The sequence below is a fragment of the Cellulosimicrobium sp. ES-005 genome (assembly GCF_040448685.1).
Taxonomy (GTDB): Bacteria; Actinomycetota; Actinomycetes; order Actinomycetales; family Cellulomonadaceae; genus Cellulosimicrobium; species Cellulosimicrobium cellulans_G.
Genome location: NZ_CP159290.1, coordinates 812631 through 831924 on the forward strand (window position 1 = coordinate 812631; position 19294 = coordinate 831924).

The 19294-nt window shown below is 74.7% G+C and carries 15 protein-coding genes, 1 tRNA gene and 1 riboswitch; of the genes, 13 read left to right on the forward strand and 3 right to left on the reverse strand.

Going from position 1 to position 19294, the window contains the following annotated elements; translation table 11 throughout:
* The first annotated feature begins 185 nt into the window (after positions 1 to 185).
* The 11 genes from ABRQ22_RS03545 (at position 186) to ABRQ22_RS03595 (ending at position 15541) form a co-directional block, all read left to right on the forward strand.
* On the forward strand, positions 186 to 2393 hold the full coding sequence (locus ABRQ22_RS03545; RefSeq protein WP_353708606.1) for a carbohydrate-binding module family 20 domain-containing protein: 2208 nt from the start codon (positions 186 to 188) through the stop codon (positions 2391 to 2393).
* Between the two features lie 265 nt (positions 2394 to 2658).
* Positions 2659 to 6651 carry an endo-1,4-beta-xylanase gene (locus ABRQ22_RS03550; protein ID WP_353709496.1) on the forward strand — a complete coding sequence of 1331 codons (3993 nt, stop codon included), beginning with the start codon at positions 2659 to 2661 and terminating at the stop codon, positions 6649 to 6651.
* A gap of 131 nt (positions 6652 to 6782) precedes the next feature.
* Positions 6783 to 7505: a MazG family protein gene (locus tag ABRQ22_RS03555; RefSeq protein WP_353708607.1), complete on the forward strand. Its 723-nt coding sequence runs from the start codon at positions 6783 to 6785 to the stop codon at positions 7503 to 7505.
* Positions 7506 to 7711: 206 nt separating this feature from the next.
* Positions 7712 to 8998 (forward strand): phosphopyruvate hydratase, encoded by a 1287-nt coding sequence (gene eno / locus ABRQ22_RS03560; protein ID WP_353708608.1) that lies wholly within the window; start codon positions 7712 to 7714, stop codon positions 8996 to 8998.
* 219 nt (positions 8999 to 9217) lie between these two features.
* Positions 9218 to 10078 carry a septum formation initiator family protein gene (locus tag ABRQ22_RS03565; protein WP_353708609.1) on the forward strand — a complete coding sequence of 287 codons (861 nt, stop codon included), beginning with the start codon at positions 9218 to 9220 and terminating at the stop codon, positions 10076 to 10078.
* Positions 10079 to 10119: 41 nt separating this feature from the next.
* Positions 10120 to 10647, forward strand: a complete 528-nt coding sequence (locus tag ABRQ22_RS03570; protein ID WP_353708610.1) for a DUF501 domain-containing protein — start codon at positions 10120 to 10122, stop codon at positions 10645 to 10647.
* Between the two features lie 21 nt (positions 10648 to 10668).
* The gene (locus ABRQ22_RS03575; protein ID WP_353708611.1) at positions 10669 to 11703 is read left to right on the forward strand and encodes a Ppx/GppA phosphatase family protein; all 1035 of its coding nucleotides are present in this window, start codon (positions 10669 to 10671) and stop codon (positions 11701 to 11703) included.
* Positions 11704 to 11904: 201 nt separating this feature from the next.
* Positions 11905 to 12237 (forward strand): PadR family transcriptional regulator, encoded by a 333-nt coding sequence (locus ABRQ22_RS03580; protein ID WP_047234130.1) that lies wholly within the window; start codon positions 11905 to 11907, stop codon positions 12235 to 12237.
* Positions 12237 to 13640, forward strand: a complete 1404-nt coding sequence (locus tag ABRQ22_RS03585; RefSeq protein WP_353708612.1) for a hypothetical protein — start codon at positions 12237 to 12239, stop codon at positions 13638 to 13640. Before ABRQ22_RS03580 ends, ABRQ22_RS03585 begins: the two co-directional genes overlap by 1 nt.
* A 188-nt stretch (positions 13641 to 13828) precedes the next feature.
* A complete protein-coding gene (locus ABRQ22_RS03590) occupies positions 13829 to 15313 on the forward strand; it encodes an NAD(P)/FAD-dependent oxidoreductase (protein WP_253052968.1) in 1485 nt (494 codons plus the stop codon).
* 154 nt (positions 15314 to 15467) lie between these two features.
* Positions 15468 to 15541, forward strand: a tRNA-Leu gene (locus tag ABRQ22_RS03595).
* A 6-nt stretch (positions 15542 to 15547) separates the two neighbouring features.
* Here ABRQ22_RS03595 and ABRQ22_RS03600 read toward each other — a convergent pair.
* The 3 genes from ABRQ22_RS03600 to ABRQ22_RS03610 all read right to left on the reverse strand — a co-directional run bounded on the left by ABRQ22_RS03600 (position 15548) and on the right by ABRQ22_RS03610 (position 17638).
* Positions 15548 to 15949, reverse strand: coding sequence for a glyoxalase superfamily protein (locus tag ABRQ22_RS03600; protein WP_353708613.1), 402 nt, complete (start codon positions 15947 to 15949; stop codon positions 15548 to 15550).
* A gap of 121 nt (positions 15950 to 16070) precedes the next feature.
* Positions 16071 to 16715 carry an esterase gene (locus ABRQ22_RS03605; RefSeq protein ID WP_353708614.1) on the reverse strand — a complete coding sequence of 215 codons (645 nt, stop codon included), beginning with the start codon at positions 16713 to 16715 and terminating at the stop codon, positions 16071 to 16073.
* Positions 16712 to 17638, reverse strand: coding sequence for a VOC family protein (locus tag ABRQ22_RS03610; protein ID WP_353708615.1), 927 nt, complete (start codon positions 17636 to 17638; stop codon positions 16712 to 16714). Before ABRQ22_RS03610 ends, ABRQ22_RS03605 begins: the two co-directional genes overlap by 4 nt.
* Before the next feature lie 88 nt (positions 17639 to 17726).
* Positions 17727 to 17851: riboswitch (TPP riboswitch) on the forward strand.
* Between ABRQ22_RS03610 and ABRQ22_RS03615 the strand changes: the two genes are divergently transcribed.
* Positions 17842 to 18594, forward strand: coding sequence for a TenA family protein (locus tag ABRQ22_RS03615; RefSeq protein ID WP_253052976.1), 753 nt, complete (start codon positions 17842 to 17844; stop codon positions 18592 to 18594). (Overlaps the previous riboswitch by 10 nt.)
* 104 nt (positions 18595 to 18698) lie before the next feature.
* Positions 18699 to 19187, forward strand: a complete 489-nt coding sequence (locus tag ABRQ22_RS03620) for a helix-turn-helix domain-containing protein (protein WP_353708616.1) — start codon at positions 18699 to 18701, stop codon at positions 19185 to 19187.
* Positions 19188 to 19294: the final 107 nt, after the last annotated feature.

The window sequence follows — 19294 nt, forward strand, 5'->3', positions numbered from 1 at the left end:
CGCCGCGTACGAGGTCGTGACAGAGCACCGAGCGCTCTGTAAGGTTGCAGCAACATCCGGAAACTCTCTGCAACGCCGCCGAGTCCCGGACGCGCCCGACACCCCGGGGCGCAGTCAGCACCGCGTGGCCCTCCCGCGCTCGAGGCCGAGCGCGCCGTCGGTCGCAGCACCTCGAAGGAGCAGCAATGACGCGCACCACCGATCCCGCCGGTCCGCCGGCACCCACTCCCGCCGCACCCCCCGCCGCGGACCGCGGCCGAGCGCGAGCCGACCGACGCGACGGTCGGCTGCGGCGCCTCGTCGCCACCGTCGCCTCGGCGGCCCTCGCGCTCGGGACGGCGCTCGCCGCCACGGTCCCGGTCGCCGCGCCCGCCGCGGCCGCGCCGCCCGTGCCCACGCCCGTCGTCGACTCCCCGAACGGCCGGGGCGACGTGATCCTCAACCTCTTCCAGTGGACCTGGGACTCGGTGGCCGCCGAGTGCACCAGCACGATCGGCCCGGCCGGGTTCGGCTACGTCCAGGTCTCCCCGCCGCAGGAGACGATCCAGGGCACCGCGTGGTGGACCTCCTACCAGCCCGTGAGCTACCGGATCGACTCGAAGCTCGGGACCCGGGCGGAGTTCGAGAACATGGTCGACACCTGCCGTGCCGCGGGCGTCGGCGTCATCGCCGACGCCGTCCTCAACCACATGGCGGGTGCGGACCAGGGCGGCGGGACGGGTGTCGCGGGCTCGTCGTACGGCGTCGAGAACTACCCCGGGCTCTACGGGCCGAACGACTTCAACGACTGCAAGGAGAACATCGGCAACCGGTACGGAGACCGGTACGTGGTGCAGAACTGCCGCCTCGTCTCGCTCCAGGACCTGCGGACGGGCTCCGACTACGTGCGCGGCCGGATCGCGGGCTACCTCAACGACCTGCTCTCCCTCGGGGTCGCCGGGTTCCGGATCGACGCCGCGAAGCACATCCCGGCCGCGGACCTCGCGGCGATCAAGGCGCGGCTCACGAACCCGGACGTCTTCTGGGTGCACGAGGTCATCGGCGCGGGCGGCGAGCCCATCCAGCCCTCGGAGTACCTCGACTCCGGCGACTCGCACGAGTTCGACTACGCGCGCGAGCTCAAGTCCCGGTTCGACGGCCAGATCAAGGACCTGCGCACCATCGGCGACAACAAGCTGCCCTCGGACCGCGCCGGCGTGTTCGTCGACAACCACGACACCGAGCGCAACGGCGAGACCATGAACTACAGGTGGGGCGCCAAGTACAAGCTCGCGAACACGTTCATGCTCTCGTGGCCGTACGGCGCGCCGAGCGTCTACTCGGGCTACACGTGGAACGACAAGGACGCCGGTGCCCCGGGCGCGTCCGCGACGTCCGTGCCGGACGCGAGCTGCTCGAACAGCGCCTGGGTCTGCACGCAGCGCTGGACCGAGATCGCGGGCATGGTCGGCTTCCACAACGCCGTCGCCGGGACCGCGGTGACGAACTGGTGGGACGACGGGAACAACCACGTCGCGTACGGTCGCGGCAGCAAGGGGTACGTGACGATCAACAACTCCGCGAACGCGGTCACGCGCACCTACCAGACGTCGCTCCCGGCGGGTACGTACTGCGACGTCGTCGCGTCGAAGGACTGCGCCAAGACGGTCACGGTCTCCGGCTCCGGCACCTTCACCGCGACGGTCCCGGCGTACGGGGCGCTCGCGCTGCACGTCGGCGCCGTGGACGACGGCGGCACCGGCGGCCCGGGTCCCGTCGACCCGAGCGGCACGACGACCGTCTACTACGCGACCGACAGGGGCTGGAACGCGTACAACGTCCACTACCGCGTCGGCACGGGCGCCTGGACCGCCGTGCCCGGGGTCGCGATGACCGCGGCCTGCACCGGCTGGGTCGCGAAGGAGATCGTCCTGCCGGACGGCGCGACCGGTGCCGCCGCGACCGTCACGGCGGCGTTCACGAACGGCTCGGGCGCGTGGGACAACAACGGCGGCAAGGACTACTCCCTGTCGGGCGCCGCCGTCGCGGTCTCGGGCGGGACGGTCACGGCGGGCGACCCGTGCGAGGACGACGGCGAGGGGCCCGGCCCCGTCGAGGGCCAGGGCGACGCGTCGTTCTCCGTCACGGCGACGACGACCTGGGGGCAGAACGTGCTCGTCGTCGGGAGCATCCCGGCGCTCGGGTCATGGGCGCCCGCGAACGGCGTCGCGCTCTCGGCGGCGGGCTACCCCGTCTGGACCGCGACCCTCGACCTCCCGGCCGGGACGACGTTCGAGTACAAGTACGTCAAGCGCGACGGCGGCGGGAACGTCGTCTGGGAGAGCGGCGGCAACCGCACCGCGACGGTCGGACAGGACGGCTCCGTGACGCTGTCGGACACCTGGAGGTCGTGACCTCGCGGCCCCGCCCCGGTCTCACCCAGACCGGGGCGGGGTCTGCCGCTACCGTGGCGGGAAATAGTTCAACCATTGTCTGAACCTGGTGTGTGCCCCTAGGGTGTGGCCCGGGCGCGCCGGTGCGCCCGGGGGCGACGTGCCCCGTGCAGCCGATCGCAAGGGAGCGACGACGATGAGACGCACGTGGAGGACCGCCGTGGCGGGGGTGCTCGCCACCCTCGTGGCGAGCGGGGGAGCGAGCGCGGCGATGGGGATGGATGCGATGGGCGTGTCGACGTCTGCCCAGGTCGATAACGATATCGATATCGTTCTAGAGAACGATTTCGAGTCGGCGACGACGGCGCCGTGGACCGCGCGCGGGCCGGTCACCGTCGCCATGACCGACGCGGAGGCGCACGGCGGGTCGTCGAGCCTCGCGGTGACGGGCCGGACCGCGGACTGGCACGGCGTCGCGACGGACGCGCTCGCGCTGCTCGAGCCGGGCGTCGCGTACGACGTCGAGGCGTGGGTCAAGCTGCCGGCGGGCGCCACCGGGTCGTCCGGCGTCCACTTCACCGTGCAGGAGACCGGCGCGGCGGGAGACGCGTACACGTGGGTCGGCGGGGCCGTCGCGACGACGGCCGACGGGTGGGTGGAGATCGGGGGGACGTACACCCTGCCCGCGGGCCTCACCGCGGCGACGCTCTACGTCGAGGCCGCGCCGGTCGCGGGTGCGCACCCGTCGTTCCTGCTGGACGACGTCCGCGTGACGACCGTCGCGACCGACCCGGGCGACGTCGTGCCCGGGGGAGCGGTGAACCCCGTCCCGACGCCGGTGCGCCTCGCCGAGGGGTCCGGCGACGTCGCGGCCCTGACGTTCGACGACGGTCCGAACCCCGGCACGACGCCCGCGCTCCTGGACTTCCTCGCCGAGCACGACCTGCACGCGGTGTTCTGCGTCATCGGCCAGAACGTCCAGGCGCCGGGCGGCGCCGAGCTCCTGCGCCGCATCGTCGACGAGGGCCACGTGCTGTGCAACCACTCGACGGGCTACGCCGACATGGGCGCGTGGTCCCCCGACCAGGTGCGCGCCGACCTCGTCGAGAACCTCGGCATCCTGCGCGACGCGCTCGGCGACCCGGCGTACCCGGTCCCGTTCTTCCGCGCGCCGAACGGCTCGTGGGGCGCGACCCCCGAGGTCGCGGTCGCGCTCGGCATGCAGCCGCTCGCGGTCGTCAACACGATCTCCGACTGGGAGACCCAGGACGTCGAGACCCTCACCGCGAACCTGCGCGCCGCGATGAGGCCCGGCGAGGTCGTGCTCGCGCACGACGGCGGCGGCGACCGCGCGGGCACGCTCGCGGCGGTCGAGACGGTCGTCGCGGAGCGGCTCGCGGCCGGCTGGGACTTCACGTTCCCCGTCGGCACGCCGCCGCGCGGCGGCGAGGTCCTGCTGGAGACCGGCTTCGAGGACGGCCTCGGCGGCTGGGTGCCGCGCGCGGGCGACGCGACGACGCCGTCGCTCGACCTCACGGACGTGGCCCACGGCGGCGCGCAGGCCGCGGTCGTCTCCGGTCGCGACGGCCAGGGCGACGGCATCGGGCACGACGTGACCGGGCTGCTCGCCGCCGGCACGACGTACGAGCTCAGCGCGTGGGTCCGCTTCGCCGAGGGCCAGCCCGCGGACGACGTGTGGCTCAGCATCGCGCGCACGGTCGACGGGACGACGTCGTACTCGACCCTCGCACAGTTCTCGGGGATCACGAGCACCGGCTGGACGCAGATCACCGCGACGTTCCCGGGTGCCGCCGCGGACGAGGCGCTGCTCTACCTGGAGACGGACTACAACGGCGACAACACGAGCGACCTGCTCGTCGACGACGTCGTGCTGCGCGTGCCGCCGCCGCCCGCGGTCGAGGACCTCACGGGCATCAAGGAGACCGTCGACGTGCCGGTCGGGGTCGCGATCGACAGCCGGGAGACCTCGGGCGCGTCGTCCGAGCTGCTCCTGCGGCACTTCGACCAGATCACCGCCGAGAACCACATGAAGCCCGAGGCCTGGTACGACGAGGACCGGACCTTCCGGACGCACCCCGAGGCGACCGCGCTCATGGACTACGCGGCCGCCCACGACCTGCGCGTCTACGGGCACGTGCTCGTGTGGCACTCGCAGACGCCGGACTGGTTCTTCGAGGGCGCCGACGGCGCGCCCCTGACGACGTCCGAGGCGGACCGTCAGGTCCTGCGTGACCGCCTGCGGACCCACGTCTTCTCCGTCGCGGGGGCGCTCGCCGACGCCTACGGCCCGTTCGGCGGCGACAACCCGCTCACGGCGTTCGACGTGGTGAACGAGGTCGTGTCGGACGGCGCGGAGAACCCCGACGGCCTGCGCCGCTCGGAGTGGTTCCGGATCCTCGGCGAGGAGTACCTCGACCTCGCGTTCGCGTACGCCGACGAGGCGTTCAACGACGTCTACGCCGACCCGGCGGCGAAGGAGCGCGGGGAGCGTCCGGTCGCGCTGTTCATCAACGACTACAACACCGAGCAGGGCGGCAAGCAGGACCGCTACCACGCGCTCGTCGAGCGCCTCCTGGCGCGCGGCGTGCCCGTCGACGGCGTGGGCCACCAGTTCCACGTGAGCCTCGCGATGCCGGTCTCCGCGCTCGAGGGCGCGATCGAGCGGTTCGCCGACCTGCCCGTGACGCAGGCCGTCACCGAGCTCGACGTGACGACCGGGACCCCGGTCACGCAGGCGAGCCTCGTCGAGCAGGGCTACTACTACCGCGACGCGTTCCGGGCGTTCCGCGCGCACGCGGACGACCTCTACTCCGTCACCGTGTGGGGCCTCACCGACGGCCGGAGCTGGCGCGTCGACAGCGGTGCGCCGCTCGTCTTCGACGACGCCCTGAAGGCCAAGCCCGCGTACCACGGCGTGGTCGACGGCGAGCTGCCCGCCCTGCTGCGCACGGCCGACGTGTTCGCCGGGGACGTCCCGCTCGACGGCGACGCCGCCGCGGCCCCGGACTGGCAGCGGCTCCCGCTGCACACCTTCGCCGCGCCGGGCGGGGCCGCCGGGGGAGAGGTCGGGTTCCAGCTCCGCTGGGCCCCGGACCACCTCACCGCGTTCGCGAGCGTCGACGACGCGACCGCCGACGCGGCCGACGCCGTGACGTTCGCGCTCGCCGGCGCGGAGCACGTCGTCGGGCGCGACGGGACGACGAGCGCGGGGGCCGCCGCGGAGGTGACCGAGCGCGCGGGCGGGTACGACGTCGTCGCGCACCTCCCGCTCGACGCCGCCGCCGTGGGCGACACGCTCGCGCTCGACGTGCGCGCGACCGACGGCGGCGCGACGTCCGCCTGGAACACGCCCGGCGCGACGGGCACGCTGCGCCTGCTCGAGGAGCTGTCCTACCTCGAGGTCGCGCACGCGTCGGCCGCGCCCGCGGTCGACGGCGACATCGACGTCGTGTGGGCGGAGGCGAACGCGCCCGTGACGACCGCGAAGGAGGTCCAGGGGAGCGGCGGCGCGGTCGCGACCGTCCGCACCCTGTGGCGCGACCGGACGCTCTACGTGCTCGCCGAGGTCGCCGACCCGGTGGTGGACGTGAGCGGCTCCGACCCGTGGGTGCAGGACTCGGTCGAGGTCTACGTCGACGCGGGCAACGCCAAGAACGGCGCCTACCGTGACCTGGACACCCAGATCCGCGTGAGCGCCGAGAACGCGGTGTCGTTCGGCACGGGCGACGAGGCGGCGCAGCGGGCGCGCGTCACGAGCGCGACGACGCGCACGGCCGACGGGTACGTCGTCGAGCTCGCGGTCGACCTCGCCGACCAGGGCGGTGAGGGCACGTTCCACGGGCTCGACCTCCAGGTCAACGACGCGTCCGAGGGCACGCGCACCGCGATCCGCAACTGGGCGGACCCGTCCGGGGCGGGCTACCAGTCGACGGCGCGCTGGGGCGTCGCACGGCTCGTCGGCGCGGGCACGGCGCCCGAGGTCGCGCTCGACGTCGAGGCGTCGGCGCGCTGCCTCGCGGGCAAGGCGTACGTCGCGGTCCGGGCCACGAACCGCGAGGACGTGCCGGTCGACGTGACGCTCACGACCCCGTACGGGACGCGGACGTTCCCGGCGGTGGCGCCGGGCGCGAACGCGTACCAGTCCTTCGCGGTGCGCGCGACGTCGGTCCCGGCCACCACGGCCACGATCACGGCAACGCTCGAGCCCGGCGGCCCCGCGTCGACGCGCGACATCGCGGTGGAGGCACGCACCTGCTGACCCGCTGACCCGCCAACCCGTCGCCCGCGGACGGCGAGCAGGTGGTCGTGGCCCGTCCGGAGATCCGGACGAGCCACGACCGCCTGCTCGGCGGGCACGGATCGCCTGGTCGGCGAACCTACGATGACGTGGTGACCGCACCCGTGCCCCCGGCTCCTCAGCCCGTGTCCGCGACCGACCCGCTGCGCGACGTCGTCGCCGTCATGGACCGGCTGTACTCGCCGGGCGGGTGTCCTTGGGACCGCGAGCAGACGCACGAGTCGCTCGTGCGGTACCTGCTGGAGGAGGCGCACGAGCTCGCCGACGCCATCGAGACCGGCGACCGCGCGGGGATGCGCGAGGAGCTCGGCGACCTGCTGCTCCAGGTGCTCTTCCACGCGCGCATCGCGAGCGAGGAGCCGGACCCGTTCACGGTCGACGACGTCGCCGCCGACCTCGCGGCGAAGCTCGTGCGACGCCATCCCCACGTGTTCGCCGACGCCGACGCGACCGACCTGCACGAGCAGTGGGACGCGATCAAGAAGGCCGAGAAGCAGCGCACGTCCGTGCTCGAGGGGATCTCGCACACCCAGGGCGCGCTCGCCCGCGCGCAGAAGGTCCTCTCCCGCGCCGGTCGCGGCGGCCTCGGCGACGTGGTCGGCACGGCGCTCGCGGCGCCGTCGGGCGGTGCGCCCGCCGCGGTCGGCGACGAGGGCACGACGGCGGACGAGCGGCTGGGGCGCGAGCTGCTCGCCCTCGTCGCGCGCGCCGAGGAGGACGGGCTCGACGCCGAGGCGGCGCTGCGCGGGGAGCTGCGGCGCGTCGAGGGCGAGATCGTCGCGGCCGAGACGCGGCGCGCGGAGGGGACGGCCTGACCGGGACGTTCGTCCCGATCGTCGTCGCGCAGGTCCCCGACCCGGGGCCCACGGACCGGACGCAGCGGCGCAGGTCACATCCGGGCACTAGGCTGTGGTCGTAAACCCACCATCGTCGCGGGCGCGCACGCGGCGTCCCGGGTTTCCCTGCCCGGGTCCGCCACCACCGTTCGAAGCGCCCGCAGCCCTGCCCCGAAGGAGCACCTGTGGCCAGCATCGAAGCCGTTGGAGCGCGCGAGATCCTCGACTCCCGCGGAAACCCGACCGTCGAGGTCGAGGTCGTCCTGGACGACGGGACGTTCGCCCGCGCCGGAGTGCCGTCGGGCGCGTCGACCGGTGCGTTCGAGGCCGTCGAGCGTCGTGACGGCGACAAGTCCCGCTACCTGGGCAAGGGCGTCGAGGGCGCGGTGAACGCCGTGATCGACGACATCGCCCCGGAGCTCATCGGCTTCGAGGCCGAGGACCAGCGCCTCATCGACGCCGCCCTCATCGACCTCGACGGCACCCCGAACAAGGGCAAGCTCGGCGCGAACGCGATCCTCGGCGTCTCGCTCGCCGTCGCGAAGGCCGCCGCGAAGAGCGCCGGCCTGGACCTGTACCGCTACGTCGGCGGCCCGAACGCGCACGTCCTGCCCGTGCCGATGATGAACATCCTCAACGGCGGGTCGCACGCCGACTCGAACGTCGACATCCAGGAGTTCATGGTCGCCCCGATCGGCGCGTCCTCGTTCCGCGAGGCGCTGCGCACGGGCGCGGAGGTCTACCACTCGCTGAAGTCCGTGCTCAAGGGCAAGGGCCTCGCGACGGGCCTCGGCGACGAGGGCGGCTTCGCGCCGAACCTGCCGAGCAACCGCGACGCGCTCGACCTGATCCTCGTCGCGATCGAGCAGGCCGGGTTCGTCCCCGGCAAGGACGTGGCCCTGGCGCTCGACGTCGCCGCGACCGAGTTCTTCCAGGACGGCGCCTACCAGTTCGAGGGCAAGGCCACGAGCTCGGACGACATCATCGCGTACTACGAGCAGCTCGTGCGCGACTACCCGCTGGTCTCCATCGAGGACCCGCTGTCCGAGGACGAGTGGGGCGCCTGGTCGCAGCTCGTGGCCGAGGTCGGCGACAAGGTCCAGATCGTCGGCGACGACCTGTTCGTCACCAACCCGGAGCGCCTCGCCAAGGGCATCGAGCTCAAGGCGGCGAACTCGCTCCTGGTCAAGCTCAACCAGATCGGCACGCTCACGGAGACGCTCGACGCCGTCGAGCTCGCGCAGCGCAACGGCTTCACCGCGATGGTGTCGCACCGCTCGGGCGAGACCGAGGACACGACGATCGCCGACCTGTCCGTCGCGACGAACGCCGGCCAGATCAAGACCGGTGCCCCCGCCCGTGGCGAGCGCATCAACAAGTACAACCAGCTCCTGCGCATCGAGGAGGCGCTGGACGACGCCGCGCGCTACGCCGGTCGCGGCGCGTTCCCGCGCTGGACGGTGCAGGGCTGACCCTCGGGTCACGCACGCCGCCGGGGCGACCCGGCACCCGGAGCCCGGAGGGCCGCTCGTCGGCCCGCCGGGCTCCGGCGCGTCCGGGGCCCGGGCGGGCACCCGCACCCCGCCGCAGGTCACGGCCGCGGGTGAAGATGTCGTGTCGATCGGCTCACGTTCGCGGGCGCACCGCGCGTGCTCCCGGGGCCGGGGCCGTCGCGGCAGCACAATCGGGGCATGCCGTCCTCGCGCCGCCCCCCGCGCCCCGGTGCCCCCGCGCGTCCGGGGACCGGGCCCGCGCGCGGGTCCGGGTCGAAGCCGGCGCCCCGGTCCGGGTCGACGTCGGCCGGTGCGTCCCGCCCGTCGGCGTCCAAGCCCGCGGCGCCGAAGGGCGCGTCGGGCACGCGGCCGACGACCGGGAAGGGCTCTGCGACGGGCCGCACGACCGGGGCGAAGCCCTCCTCGTCGGCGGGCGCGCGCCGCCCTGCCGCGCGCACGCAGCGACCGGCACCGTCGCGTCGCGCCGCGGGTCCCGCGCCGGAGGACCGGCGCCGCAGCCGGTACGGCTTCCTGCTTCCCGAGGTCGTGACGGTCCGGACCCTCGTGCTGTCCGTCGTCGTGCTGCTCGCCGTGGTGCTGCTGCTGCCCACCCTGCGGGCGTACGTCAACCAGACGGGGGAGCTGCGCGAGCTGCGCAACGACCTCGCCCAGGCGCAGGCCCAGCACGACGACCTCCAGTCCGAGCTGGACCGCTGGGACGACCAGGCGTACGTCGAGCGCGAGGCCCGGGACCGCCTGAACTTCGTCATGCCGGGCGAGCGGCCGTGGCGCGTGCTCGACCCGGAGACCGTCGTCGACGACATCGACCCGCAGACCGGGCAGACGATCACCGACGGCCCCGTCCAGGGCTATGAGGACGGCACGCCCTGGTACGAGGCGATCTGGGCGTCGGTGCAGGTCGCGGGCGAGCAGCCGGTGTCGTCGGGAACGGGCGAGGGGGCCGGGACGGCCGACGACGGGGCTGGCGAGGAGTCCCCGCCCGCGGACGAGGACCCGGCCGGCGACGGCGCGGCGCCGTCGAGCGGGGAGAATGGGTGACGCGTCGACCCGACGCGCCCGACCGACCCGAAGGAACACCCGTGCCCGACGCCCGCCTGGCCATCCCCGCCGACGACCCGGACGCCGTCGTCACCGAGCGCGACCTCGAGACCCTCGCGGAGCAGCTCGGGCGCACCCCGCGCGGGGTCGTCGGCATCGCCGCGCGGTGCGCGTGCGGGCGCCCGCTCGTGGTCCGCACCGCGCCGCGGCTCGAGAACGGCACGCCGTTCCCCACGACCTTCTACCTCACGCACCCCGGTGCCGTGGCGGCCGCGTCGACGCTCGAGGCGAACGGCGTCATGAAGGAGATGTCGCAGCGCCTCACGGAGGACGAGGAGCTCGCCGCCGCGTACCGGCGTGCGCACGAGCACTACCTCGCGCAGCGCGAGGCGCTCGGCCACGTCGAGGAGATCGACGGGATCTCGGCCGGGGGCATGCCCACGCGCGTCAAGTGCCTGCACGTGCTCGTGGGGCACGCCCTGGCCGCCGGCCCCGGGGTGAACCCGCTGGGCGACGAGGCGCTCGAGCGCGTGCGCGACGTCTGGCGCCCCGACCGCTGCACCTGCTGACGCCGTGGCACGCTTGGTCGCATGACCTCTGGCTCCACCTCTCCCCTCACCCGTGACCCGGGCGCGCTCGCCGCGACGGCACCCTCGCCGGCCCCTGCAGGGGCCGGCGCCTCGCGCGTGGCCGCGATCGACTGCGGCACCAACTCGATCCGCCTGCTCGTCGCGGACGTCGACCCGGCGGCGGGCACGCTCGTCGACCTCGACCGACGCATGGAGGTCGTCCGGCTCGGCCAGGGGGTCGACCGCACGGGCCGCCTCGCGCCGGAGGCGCTCGCGCGCACGCTCGACGCCGCGCGCCGCTACGCCGACGTGATCGCGGAGCTCGGCGCGACGCGCACGCGGTTCGTCGCGACGTCGGCGACGCGGGACGCCGAGAACCGCGACGAGTTCGTCGCGGGCGTCCTGGCCGCGCTGGGCGTGGAGCCCGAGGTCGTCTCGGGCGAGGAGGAGGCCGCGCTGTCGTTCCGCGGCGCGACGTCGACGGTCGCGGCGCTGCGTCCGGGCCCCTACGCGGTCGTCGACCTCGGGGGCGGCTCGACCGAGCTCGTGCTCGGCACGACCACGCCCGACGCCGCGTTCTCCATGGACGTCGGGTGCGTGCGCATGACGGAGCGGCACCTGCGCTCCGACCCGCCGACCGCGGACGAGGAGGCCGCGGCCCGAGCCGACGTGCGGGCCGCGCTCGACGAGGCGGCGGCCGTCGTCCCGCTGGGGGAGGCGGCGACGCTCGTGGGCCTTGCCGGGTCCGTCACGACGGTGACGGCCCACGCGCTGGGCCTCGCACGGTACGAGCGGGAGCGGATCGACGGCGCCGTGCTCCCGGTCGACGCGGTCCTCGCGGCGTGCGACGACCTGCTCCACCGCTCGCGCGCCGAGCGCGCCGCGCTCGGCTTCATGCACCCGGGCCGCGTGGACGTCATCGGCGCGGGCGCGCTCGTGTGGTCGGAGGTCGTGCGCCGCGTGCGCGACGACGTCGCCGCCGCGGGCGGTTCGCTCACCGAGGTCGTGACGAGCGAGCACGACATCCTCGACGGGATCGCCTGGTCCCTCGCCTGACCCGCCCGCCGAACCCGGGGTCGCTCCCTACCCACGCCGAGGCCCGGGGAGCGACCCCGGGTTCGCCGTCTCCCCGACCAGCATCGGAGTGTCGGTGTGCGTGGTACTGTGCATCGCGCGGTAGTGTGCATCGCGTGAGCCCGTCGTGGTCGGCGGGCCGAGTGCCGGGACGGACCAGGGCCACGCCCGACGGAGGGTCGGATGGACACCACGCAGCTGCTCAAGGGGGTGCTCGACGCCGCGGTCCTCGCGGCGGTCGAGGCCGAGGACGGGTACGGGTACGACGTCGTGCGACGCCTGCGCGCGGCGGGGCTGGACGACGTCGGCGACGCGTCGGTGTACGGGACGCTCCGGCGCCTGTACGCGAGCGGGGCGCTGACGACGTACGTCGTGCCGTCCGACGCCGGCCCGCACCGCAAGTACTACGGGATCAACGCGCAGGGGCGGGCGATGCTCGACCTGCACCGCAAGGAGTGGCAGACGTTCGCGGGCACCGTGTCCGCGCTGCTGCGGACCGGAGAGGTGGCCGCCTGATGAGCACGACGACGCCCGCGCAGCAGCCCGCCGGGGCGCCCGTGGGCTTGGCCTTCTACGAGCACGTCCACGCGTACGCGCAGCAGGTGCGCGCGCACCTCGCCGACCTGCGGCCGGAGCAGGTCGAGGAGCTCACCGACGGGCTCGAGGCCGACCTCGCCGAGGCGGTCGTCGACGCGCCGGGCGCGCTGCCGCGCCGCAGTGGTCCCGCTCGTCCGCTGCCCGACGGCGGCCCCGCCGACCCGGGCGGAGCCGTCGCCGACGACACGGGCCTCGACCTCGTCGCGTTCTTCGGCCCGCCGGCGGAGTACGCCGCCGAGCTGCGGGGCGCCGCGGGGCTCCCGTCCGTCGCCGCGCCGGGCGGCGCGCGCCGCCCCCGCATCGGGCTGCGCGGGCGGCTGCTCGTGCTCGGCGGGATCCTGTCGTCCGGGTGGCGCTCCCTGTGGCGGCCCGTCACCTCGACGTCCCAGTGGGCCTCCGTCATGGAGTTCCTGCGGACCCTGACGCCCGCGTGGTGGATCCTGCGCGGCTGGGTCGTGGCGACGCTCCTGCTCGCGCTGCTCGGCGGCTACCAGGTCGCGGTCCTGCCGCGGGACCTCTCCGCACGGGTCGTGGTGCTCGCCGCCGTGGTGGTGAGCGTCCAGTGGGGTCGGGGTCGTTGGCTGCCCACGACCTGGCTGCCCAAGGTCGTGCGCCCGCTGTCCGTCGCGGCGGCCGTCGCGGCGGTCCCGACCGTGCTCTACGTCACCGCGGCGAGCGCCTCGGTCTCCGTGTCCGGGTGGGACAGCGGCTACCAGCAGGGGTGGGCCGACGCGAGCGGCGGGACGCAGCCCGTCTCCTACGGCGGCCCCTCGGGGCCGGGCGGCGACGGCGTGTGGGTCGACGGGATGCAGGTCTCCAACCTGTTCGTCTACGACGCCGCGGGAGACCCCGTGCGCGACGTCCAGATCTTCGACGACCGCGGCCGCCAGGTGCGCACCGTGACCGAGGAGGGCGCCTACGGACCGTGGTCGGTGCCCGACGTCGAGGGCGCGTGGTACTTCCAGCCGACGCTCTCGACGGACGGTCGCGAGCGCTGGAACGTCTACCCGCTGCGCGCGGTCGCGGAGGAGGACGTCGAGTACGCGGACGGCGACGGGCGCCCCGTCCCGGCGACGGGCACGCGCACGCGCGAGATGCCGTGGCCCTTCCTCAAGGCGCCCACCGCCGTGCCCTCCAGCGTCGGCTCGGACGACGCGACGTCGGGCACGGGCGAGCCGGGTGACACGGACGACCCCGCGCCGTCGGGCGACGCGACGGACCCGGCCGAGGGCACGGCACCCGAGCCCGCGCCGACCCCGCCCGCGGGCGGCACGCAGCCGCAACCGACGGGCCCGACCCCCGTCGTCGGCGCGATCGGCTGACGGAAAGGCGCCGAGCCCGGGATCGCTCCCCAGCCGGGGGTCGCCGTCGGGAGCGACCCCGGGTTCGGCCCGTCGGGCCGCGCGGAATGTCGGGTCTGCCCGGTGCGCAGGGCGGGCGTGGGGCGCGTCACGCCCGTCTGACGGACGCTCCGGCTCGCCTGTGCCGCAACCGGTAATACTCTGGAACCATGCCTCAGAATGACCTGACCTCGGTCAGCCGTGCCCAGACCGCTTCGCCGCGGCCCCGCAAGGTGCCCCGCGTCGTCGTCCTCGGCGGCGGCTCCGTGGGTCTGTACGCCGCGCGCCGACTGCGCAAGAAGCTCGGTCGCCGCGAGGCGGCGATCGTCGTCGTCGACCCGCGCCCGTACATGACGTACGCGCCCTTCCTCCCCGAGGCGGCCGCGGGCTCGATCGACGGCCGCGACGTCGTCGCGCCGCACCGCCGCGCCCTCAAGGGCGTCGACGTGCTCCAGGGCAAGGTCGTCTCGATCGACCACGCCGCGCGCCGCGTGACGATCCACCCGGAGGAGGGCGACGACTACTCGGTCACGTACGACCACCTGATCGTCGGCCTCGGCTCGGTGTCGCGCACGCTCCCCATCCCCGGGCTCGCGGAGAACGCGATCGGCTTCAAGAACGTGGAGGAGGCCATCGCGGTCCGCAACCACGTGCTCAACCGCATGGACGTCGCGTCGTCCACGTGGGACGAGGGGCTGCGTCGCCGCATGCTGACGTTCACGTTCGTGGGCGGCGGGTTCGCGGGCGTCGAGGCGATCGCCGAGATCGAGGACATGGCGCGCTACGCGACCCGCAACTACGCGACGATCGAGGAGAAGGACCTCCGCTTCGTCATGATCGAGGGCGCCGGGCGCATCCTGCCCGAGCTCAGCGAGCCCATGGCGGGCTATGCGCTCGAGGAGCTGAAGAAGCGCGGGATCGAGTTCCACCTCAACACGTTCCTGTCGTCGTGCGTCGACGGCCACGTCGTCACGTCGACGGGCGTCGAGTTCGACTCCGACACGATCGTGTGGACCGCGGGCGTCAAGGCGAACCCGGTCATCAAGGAGGCGTCCGACCTCCCCGTGGACAAGATGGGCCGCGTCACGGTGCTCCCGACGCTCCAGGTCGCCGACGCCGACGGCAACGTCGTGCCGAACGCGTGGGCCGCGGGCGACTGCGCCGCCGTCCCGGACGTGCTCAACCCGGGCAAGTTCTGCCCCCCGAACGCGCAGCACGCGATCCGCGAGGCCACGCGCCTGGCCGACAACCTCGCGCTCGAGCTGCACAGCGAGAAGCCGGTCGAGTACCGCCACAAGAGCGTCGGCACGGTCGCGTCCCTCGGCCTGTACAAGGGCGTCGCGGAGCTGTTCGGCGTGTTCAAGCTGCGCGGCGTGCTCGCGTGGCTCATGCACCGCAGCTACCACGTCATGGCGATGCCGACGGGCAACCGCAAGATCCGCATCTTCATCGGCTGGATCGGGCAGTTCCTCCTGGGTCGCGAGCTCGTGTCGCTCGGCTCCCTGCACGACCCGCGCGCGGAGTTCCGCGCCGCGTCGGTGCCGCCCAAGAAGGACGGCGAGCCGGTCAAGCAGACCGCGCAGGGCTCGGCCGCCGCGGCCGAGGCGGGCGTCTCCGCCGACGCGGACGAGAAGGTCCCGGCCAAGGCGTCCTGACCGCCGTCCGGGGGCGACCCCGGAGCCGTGCCCGACGACGAGGGGCGAGCCGCCGGTGCGGCTCGCCCCTCGTCGCGTCCCGACGTGTCCGGCGCCTCCTCGGCAGGCGTCGACCGTCCCGGCTCGGTCCGCGGTCGCGGTAGATTCGGGCCGCGCCCCCATGGCCCAACTGGCAGAGGCGGCCGGCTTAAACCCGGCGTGTTCCGGGTTCGAGTCCCGGTGGGGGCACCGACGTCACGAGAGCCCGGTCGGGCCCTCGGGCTCGGGCGGCGGCGCGGCCTCCTGGCCGAGGATCACGACGGTGCCGTCCGGGTCCTGCACGCGCGCGACGCGCTCGCCCCACGGCTGGTCCGTGGGCGGCTGGAGCACCGGCACTCCGGCCGCGGCGAGGTGCTCGACGGCCCGGTCGCAGTCGTCGACGTACACCCACAGCGCGGTGCGCGCGACGCCGGCGGGCATCGTGCCGTCGTCGAGCCCGATCCCGAGCGGCGAGCCGCCGACGTGCACGCTCACGTACACGGGCGCGCCCTCGTCGGGGAAGGCGTACTCGACGGTCCCGCGCAGCAGGTCGCGGTAGAAGACGAGCGACCGCTCCACGTCGGCCACGGAGAGGATCGGGAAGAGGCTGCGGAACATCGGCCTGGCTCCTCGGTGCGCACGGGTGGGTGCTCCCATCGTGCGCGCCCGGCGTCGGGTGCGCTCCCCGGGCCGGGCCGGGCCGGGCCGCCGCCGTCGGGTCGGCCGCCCGCGCCTGCGGTCAGGCGGCGGTCCGCCCCAGGGCGTCGTCGAGGAACGCGCGGACGTCGGCGAGCTCGCGCGCGTCGATGCCGTGCGCGAGGCCGGGGTAGACGCGCTCGACGAGCGTCGAGCGGCCCGGCAGCCACGCGGCCGTCCGCTCGATCGCGTGCGGCGCGATGACGCGGTCCTCGGCCCCGCGGCCCCAGAACACGGGCGGCCGGGACGCGGCGAGCGCGGCGTCCGCGGGCTGCTCCGCGGCCTGGACGAACCCGCCGAGGACGACGGTCGCCGCCACGCGCTCGGGGCGCGTGCGCAGGAGCTGGGACGCCATGAGCCCGCCCTGGGAGAACCCGACGGGGACGACCGGCCGGTCAGGGCCGAGCTCGGCGTCGACCCACGCCCAGACGGCCTCGGTCGCGCGCGCCACGGGCGCCGGGTCGGGGTCGCCCGGCGTGACGATCGGGAACCACGCGAAGCCGCCGTGGGGGAGAGGGAGCGGGGCGCGCAGCGAGACCCACGGCGCGCCCAGGTGCGGGCCGAGGCCCGCAAGGTCGTGCTCGTGCGAGCCGTACCCGTGCAGCAGCACGACGACGGGCCCCGCGGCGGGCTGTCCTGCCAGGCCCGGGTCGGGGCGGACGGCGACGAGCGCGGTGGGCGCGCTCATCGCGCCAGGAGCTCGTCGGTCGTCGTGCCGGGCACGGCCAGCGTGACCCGCGTGCCCCACGGGTCGTGCACGACGACGGAGCGGCCGTCGTCGGCGTGCTGCAGGCCGCGGGCCCGCAGGCGGGCGACGAGCGCGTCGAGGTCGTCGCGACCGGGGACGGTGACCGCGACGTCCCCGAGCCCCAGGCTCGCGGCGCGCGGGCCGGCGCCGGCGCTGTTCCAGACGTTCATCGCGACGTGGTGGTGGTACCCGCCGGCGGACGCGAACAGGGCGCCGCTGTACTCGGTGACCGTGGCCTCGAACCCGACGGCGTCGACGTAGAAGTCGCGCGCGGTCGCGATGTCGCCGACCTGGAGATGGACGTGCCCCACCCGCCCGGCGAGCGCGGGCCCGGCGTCGAACGTCTCCTGGTCGAGGTGCGTGCGCAGGTACGCGTTCGGGTCCAGGTACTCGGTCGCCATGACGATCTGGCCGCGCTCGCGCACCCACGTCTCGCGGGGGCGGTCGGTGTACAGCTCGACCCCGTTCCCCTCGGGGTCGGTGAAGTAGAACGCCTCGCTGACGAGGTGGTCGCTCGACCCGACGAACGCCCCCCGACGGTCCTGCGCGGCCCGGTAGACGGTCGCGGCGAGGCTCGCGGCGTCGTCGAACAGGAACGCGGTGTGGAACAGGCCGGCCTGACGCCGGTCGACGGCGGGCAGGCCGGGCGTGTGCACGAGGCGCAGCATGGGCGTCGTGCCGCGGCCGAGGACGCGGTGCACCTCGGTGCCGCGCGAGCGCTCCTCGAGCGGGGCCAGCGCGAACGCGCCCGTGTAGTAGGACGTCATCTGCTCGAGGTCGCCGACGCGCAGCGTGACGGCGTCCATGCTCGTGGACGGGGACAGGAGGCGGTCGGTCGGCGCGCCCGGGGTGCTCGTGGTCATGTCTGCTCCAACTGTTGTCGCTACAACTATATTCCACCACGCCGCCGGACGATCCCGACACGCGGGGCGCTTCCTTGCTAGGGTCGCCGCGAACCACGCGGGGCGTCCCGCCCGGGTGACCGGGCCGAGGGACTGAGACGAGCGGTACGGCCGCCCGGACCCGTCGAACCTGATCTCGCTAGCACGAGCGGAGGAACGTGGGCATGACGACGCCTGCTGCCATCACCCTGAACCCTGTCCTCGCGGACGACCCGACCGCGCTCGTCCGGCCGGGGGAGACCGGCTTCACGGTCGACCTCGCGCGCCGGTACGCGCACCTCTTCGACGAGTTCTACGACCACCCGTTCCTCGCCGGGCTGCGCGACGGGTCGGTCGAGCCGGACGCGGTGCGGCACTACGTCGGCCAGGACCACCAGTACCTCACGGCGTACCTGCGCTGCTACGGGCTCGGCATGGCGCTCGCGCCGGACCGCGAGTGGGCCGCGTACTTCCACGAGAAGGCCGGGTTCCTGCTCGACGACGAGTCGCACGCCCACCACGCGATGTGCGACTTCCTCGGCGTGGCCTACGAGGACGCGCAGACGAACCGCCTCGCCCCGAGCGCGCAGGCGTACGTCGACCACATGCTCGCCGCGGGCCGCGACTCGCTCGGCGTGCTGCTCGCCGCCCTCCTGCCGTGCCCGTGGACCTACATCTGGTCGGCGCGGCGGTTCTGGCTCGCCGAGCGCGAGACGACGCCCGGCGCGATCGGGGACGACCACCCGCTCGCGGGCTGGTGGGAGTTCTACGCTGCCGAGCGCACCGAGGGGGTCCTGGCCGACCTGCGCGAGCGGCTCGACGCGCTCGCCGCCGACGCGGGCGAGGCGGAGCGCGCCCGCATGGAGCGCGCGTTCGAGCTGAGCTGCCGCCACGAGATCCGGTTCTGGCAGATGGCGCGGTCGCTCGAGCGGTGGTGACGTCCCTCCCGGACCGGTGAGCGCCCGACGTCGGGCCTTACGCCAGGAGCAGATCCTCGCCCGGGTGCCTCGGCACCCGGGCGGGGCGCGGGTAGCGTGACCGCATGGACGCGACGAGCGCGGTGCCGAACGCAGGGCCGAGCGGAGTGCCGAGCGGAGTGCCGGCGAGCCCCCGGCCCCGGGAGGGCGGTCGGCCGGAGCCGCTCCTGCGCCACGTGATCGGCGGCATCCTCCGACGGGCCCGGCTCGCGCAGGGTCGGACGCTCGTCGACGTCGCGGCTGCCGCACGGGTCTCGACCGCTTACCTTTCCGAGGTGGAGCGCGGCCGCAAGGAGGCGTCGTCCGAGGTCCTGGCCGCCGTCTGCGGCGCCCTCGGCCTGCGCCTCGTGGACCTCGTGGCTCGCACGGGGGAGGAGCTGCGCCCGCTCGCCCCCGTGCGCGTGCTCTCCTCCGTCCGGGAGCGCGGTGCGCTCTCCGCGCCGCGGGACCCCGCACCCGCCGGCGAACCCGTGCGCGACCTCCCGGTCGCGCGCACGACGCTCGCGGCGCGGGCGACCGTGCGCACCGCCGACGTGCTGCTCCTCGCGGCCTGACTCCCGCGGGGCCGGCCGCACCGGCTGACGCGCGGCCGGCACGGGGCCCGCACCTGGCCGGCTCCTGGTCGGCACCGCGTGTCGCGCCCCGGCGCGGCGCGGCGGGC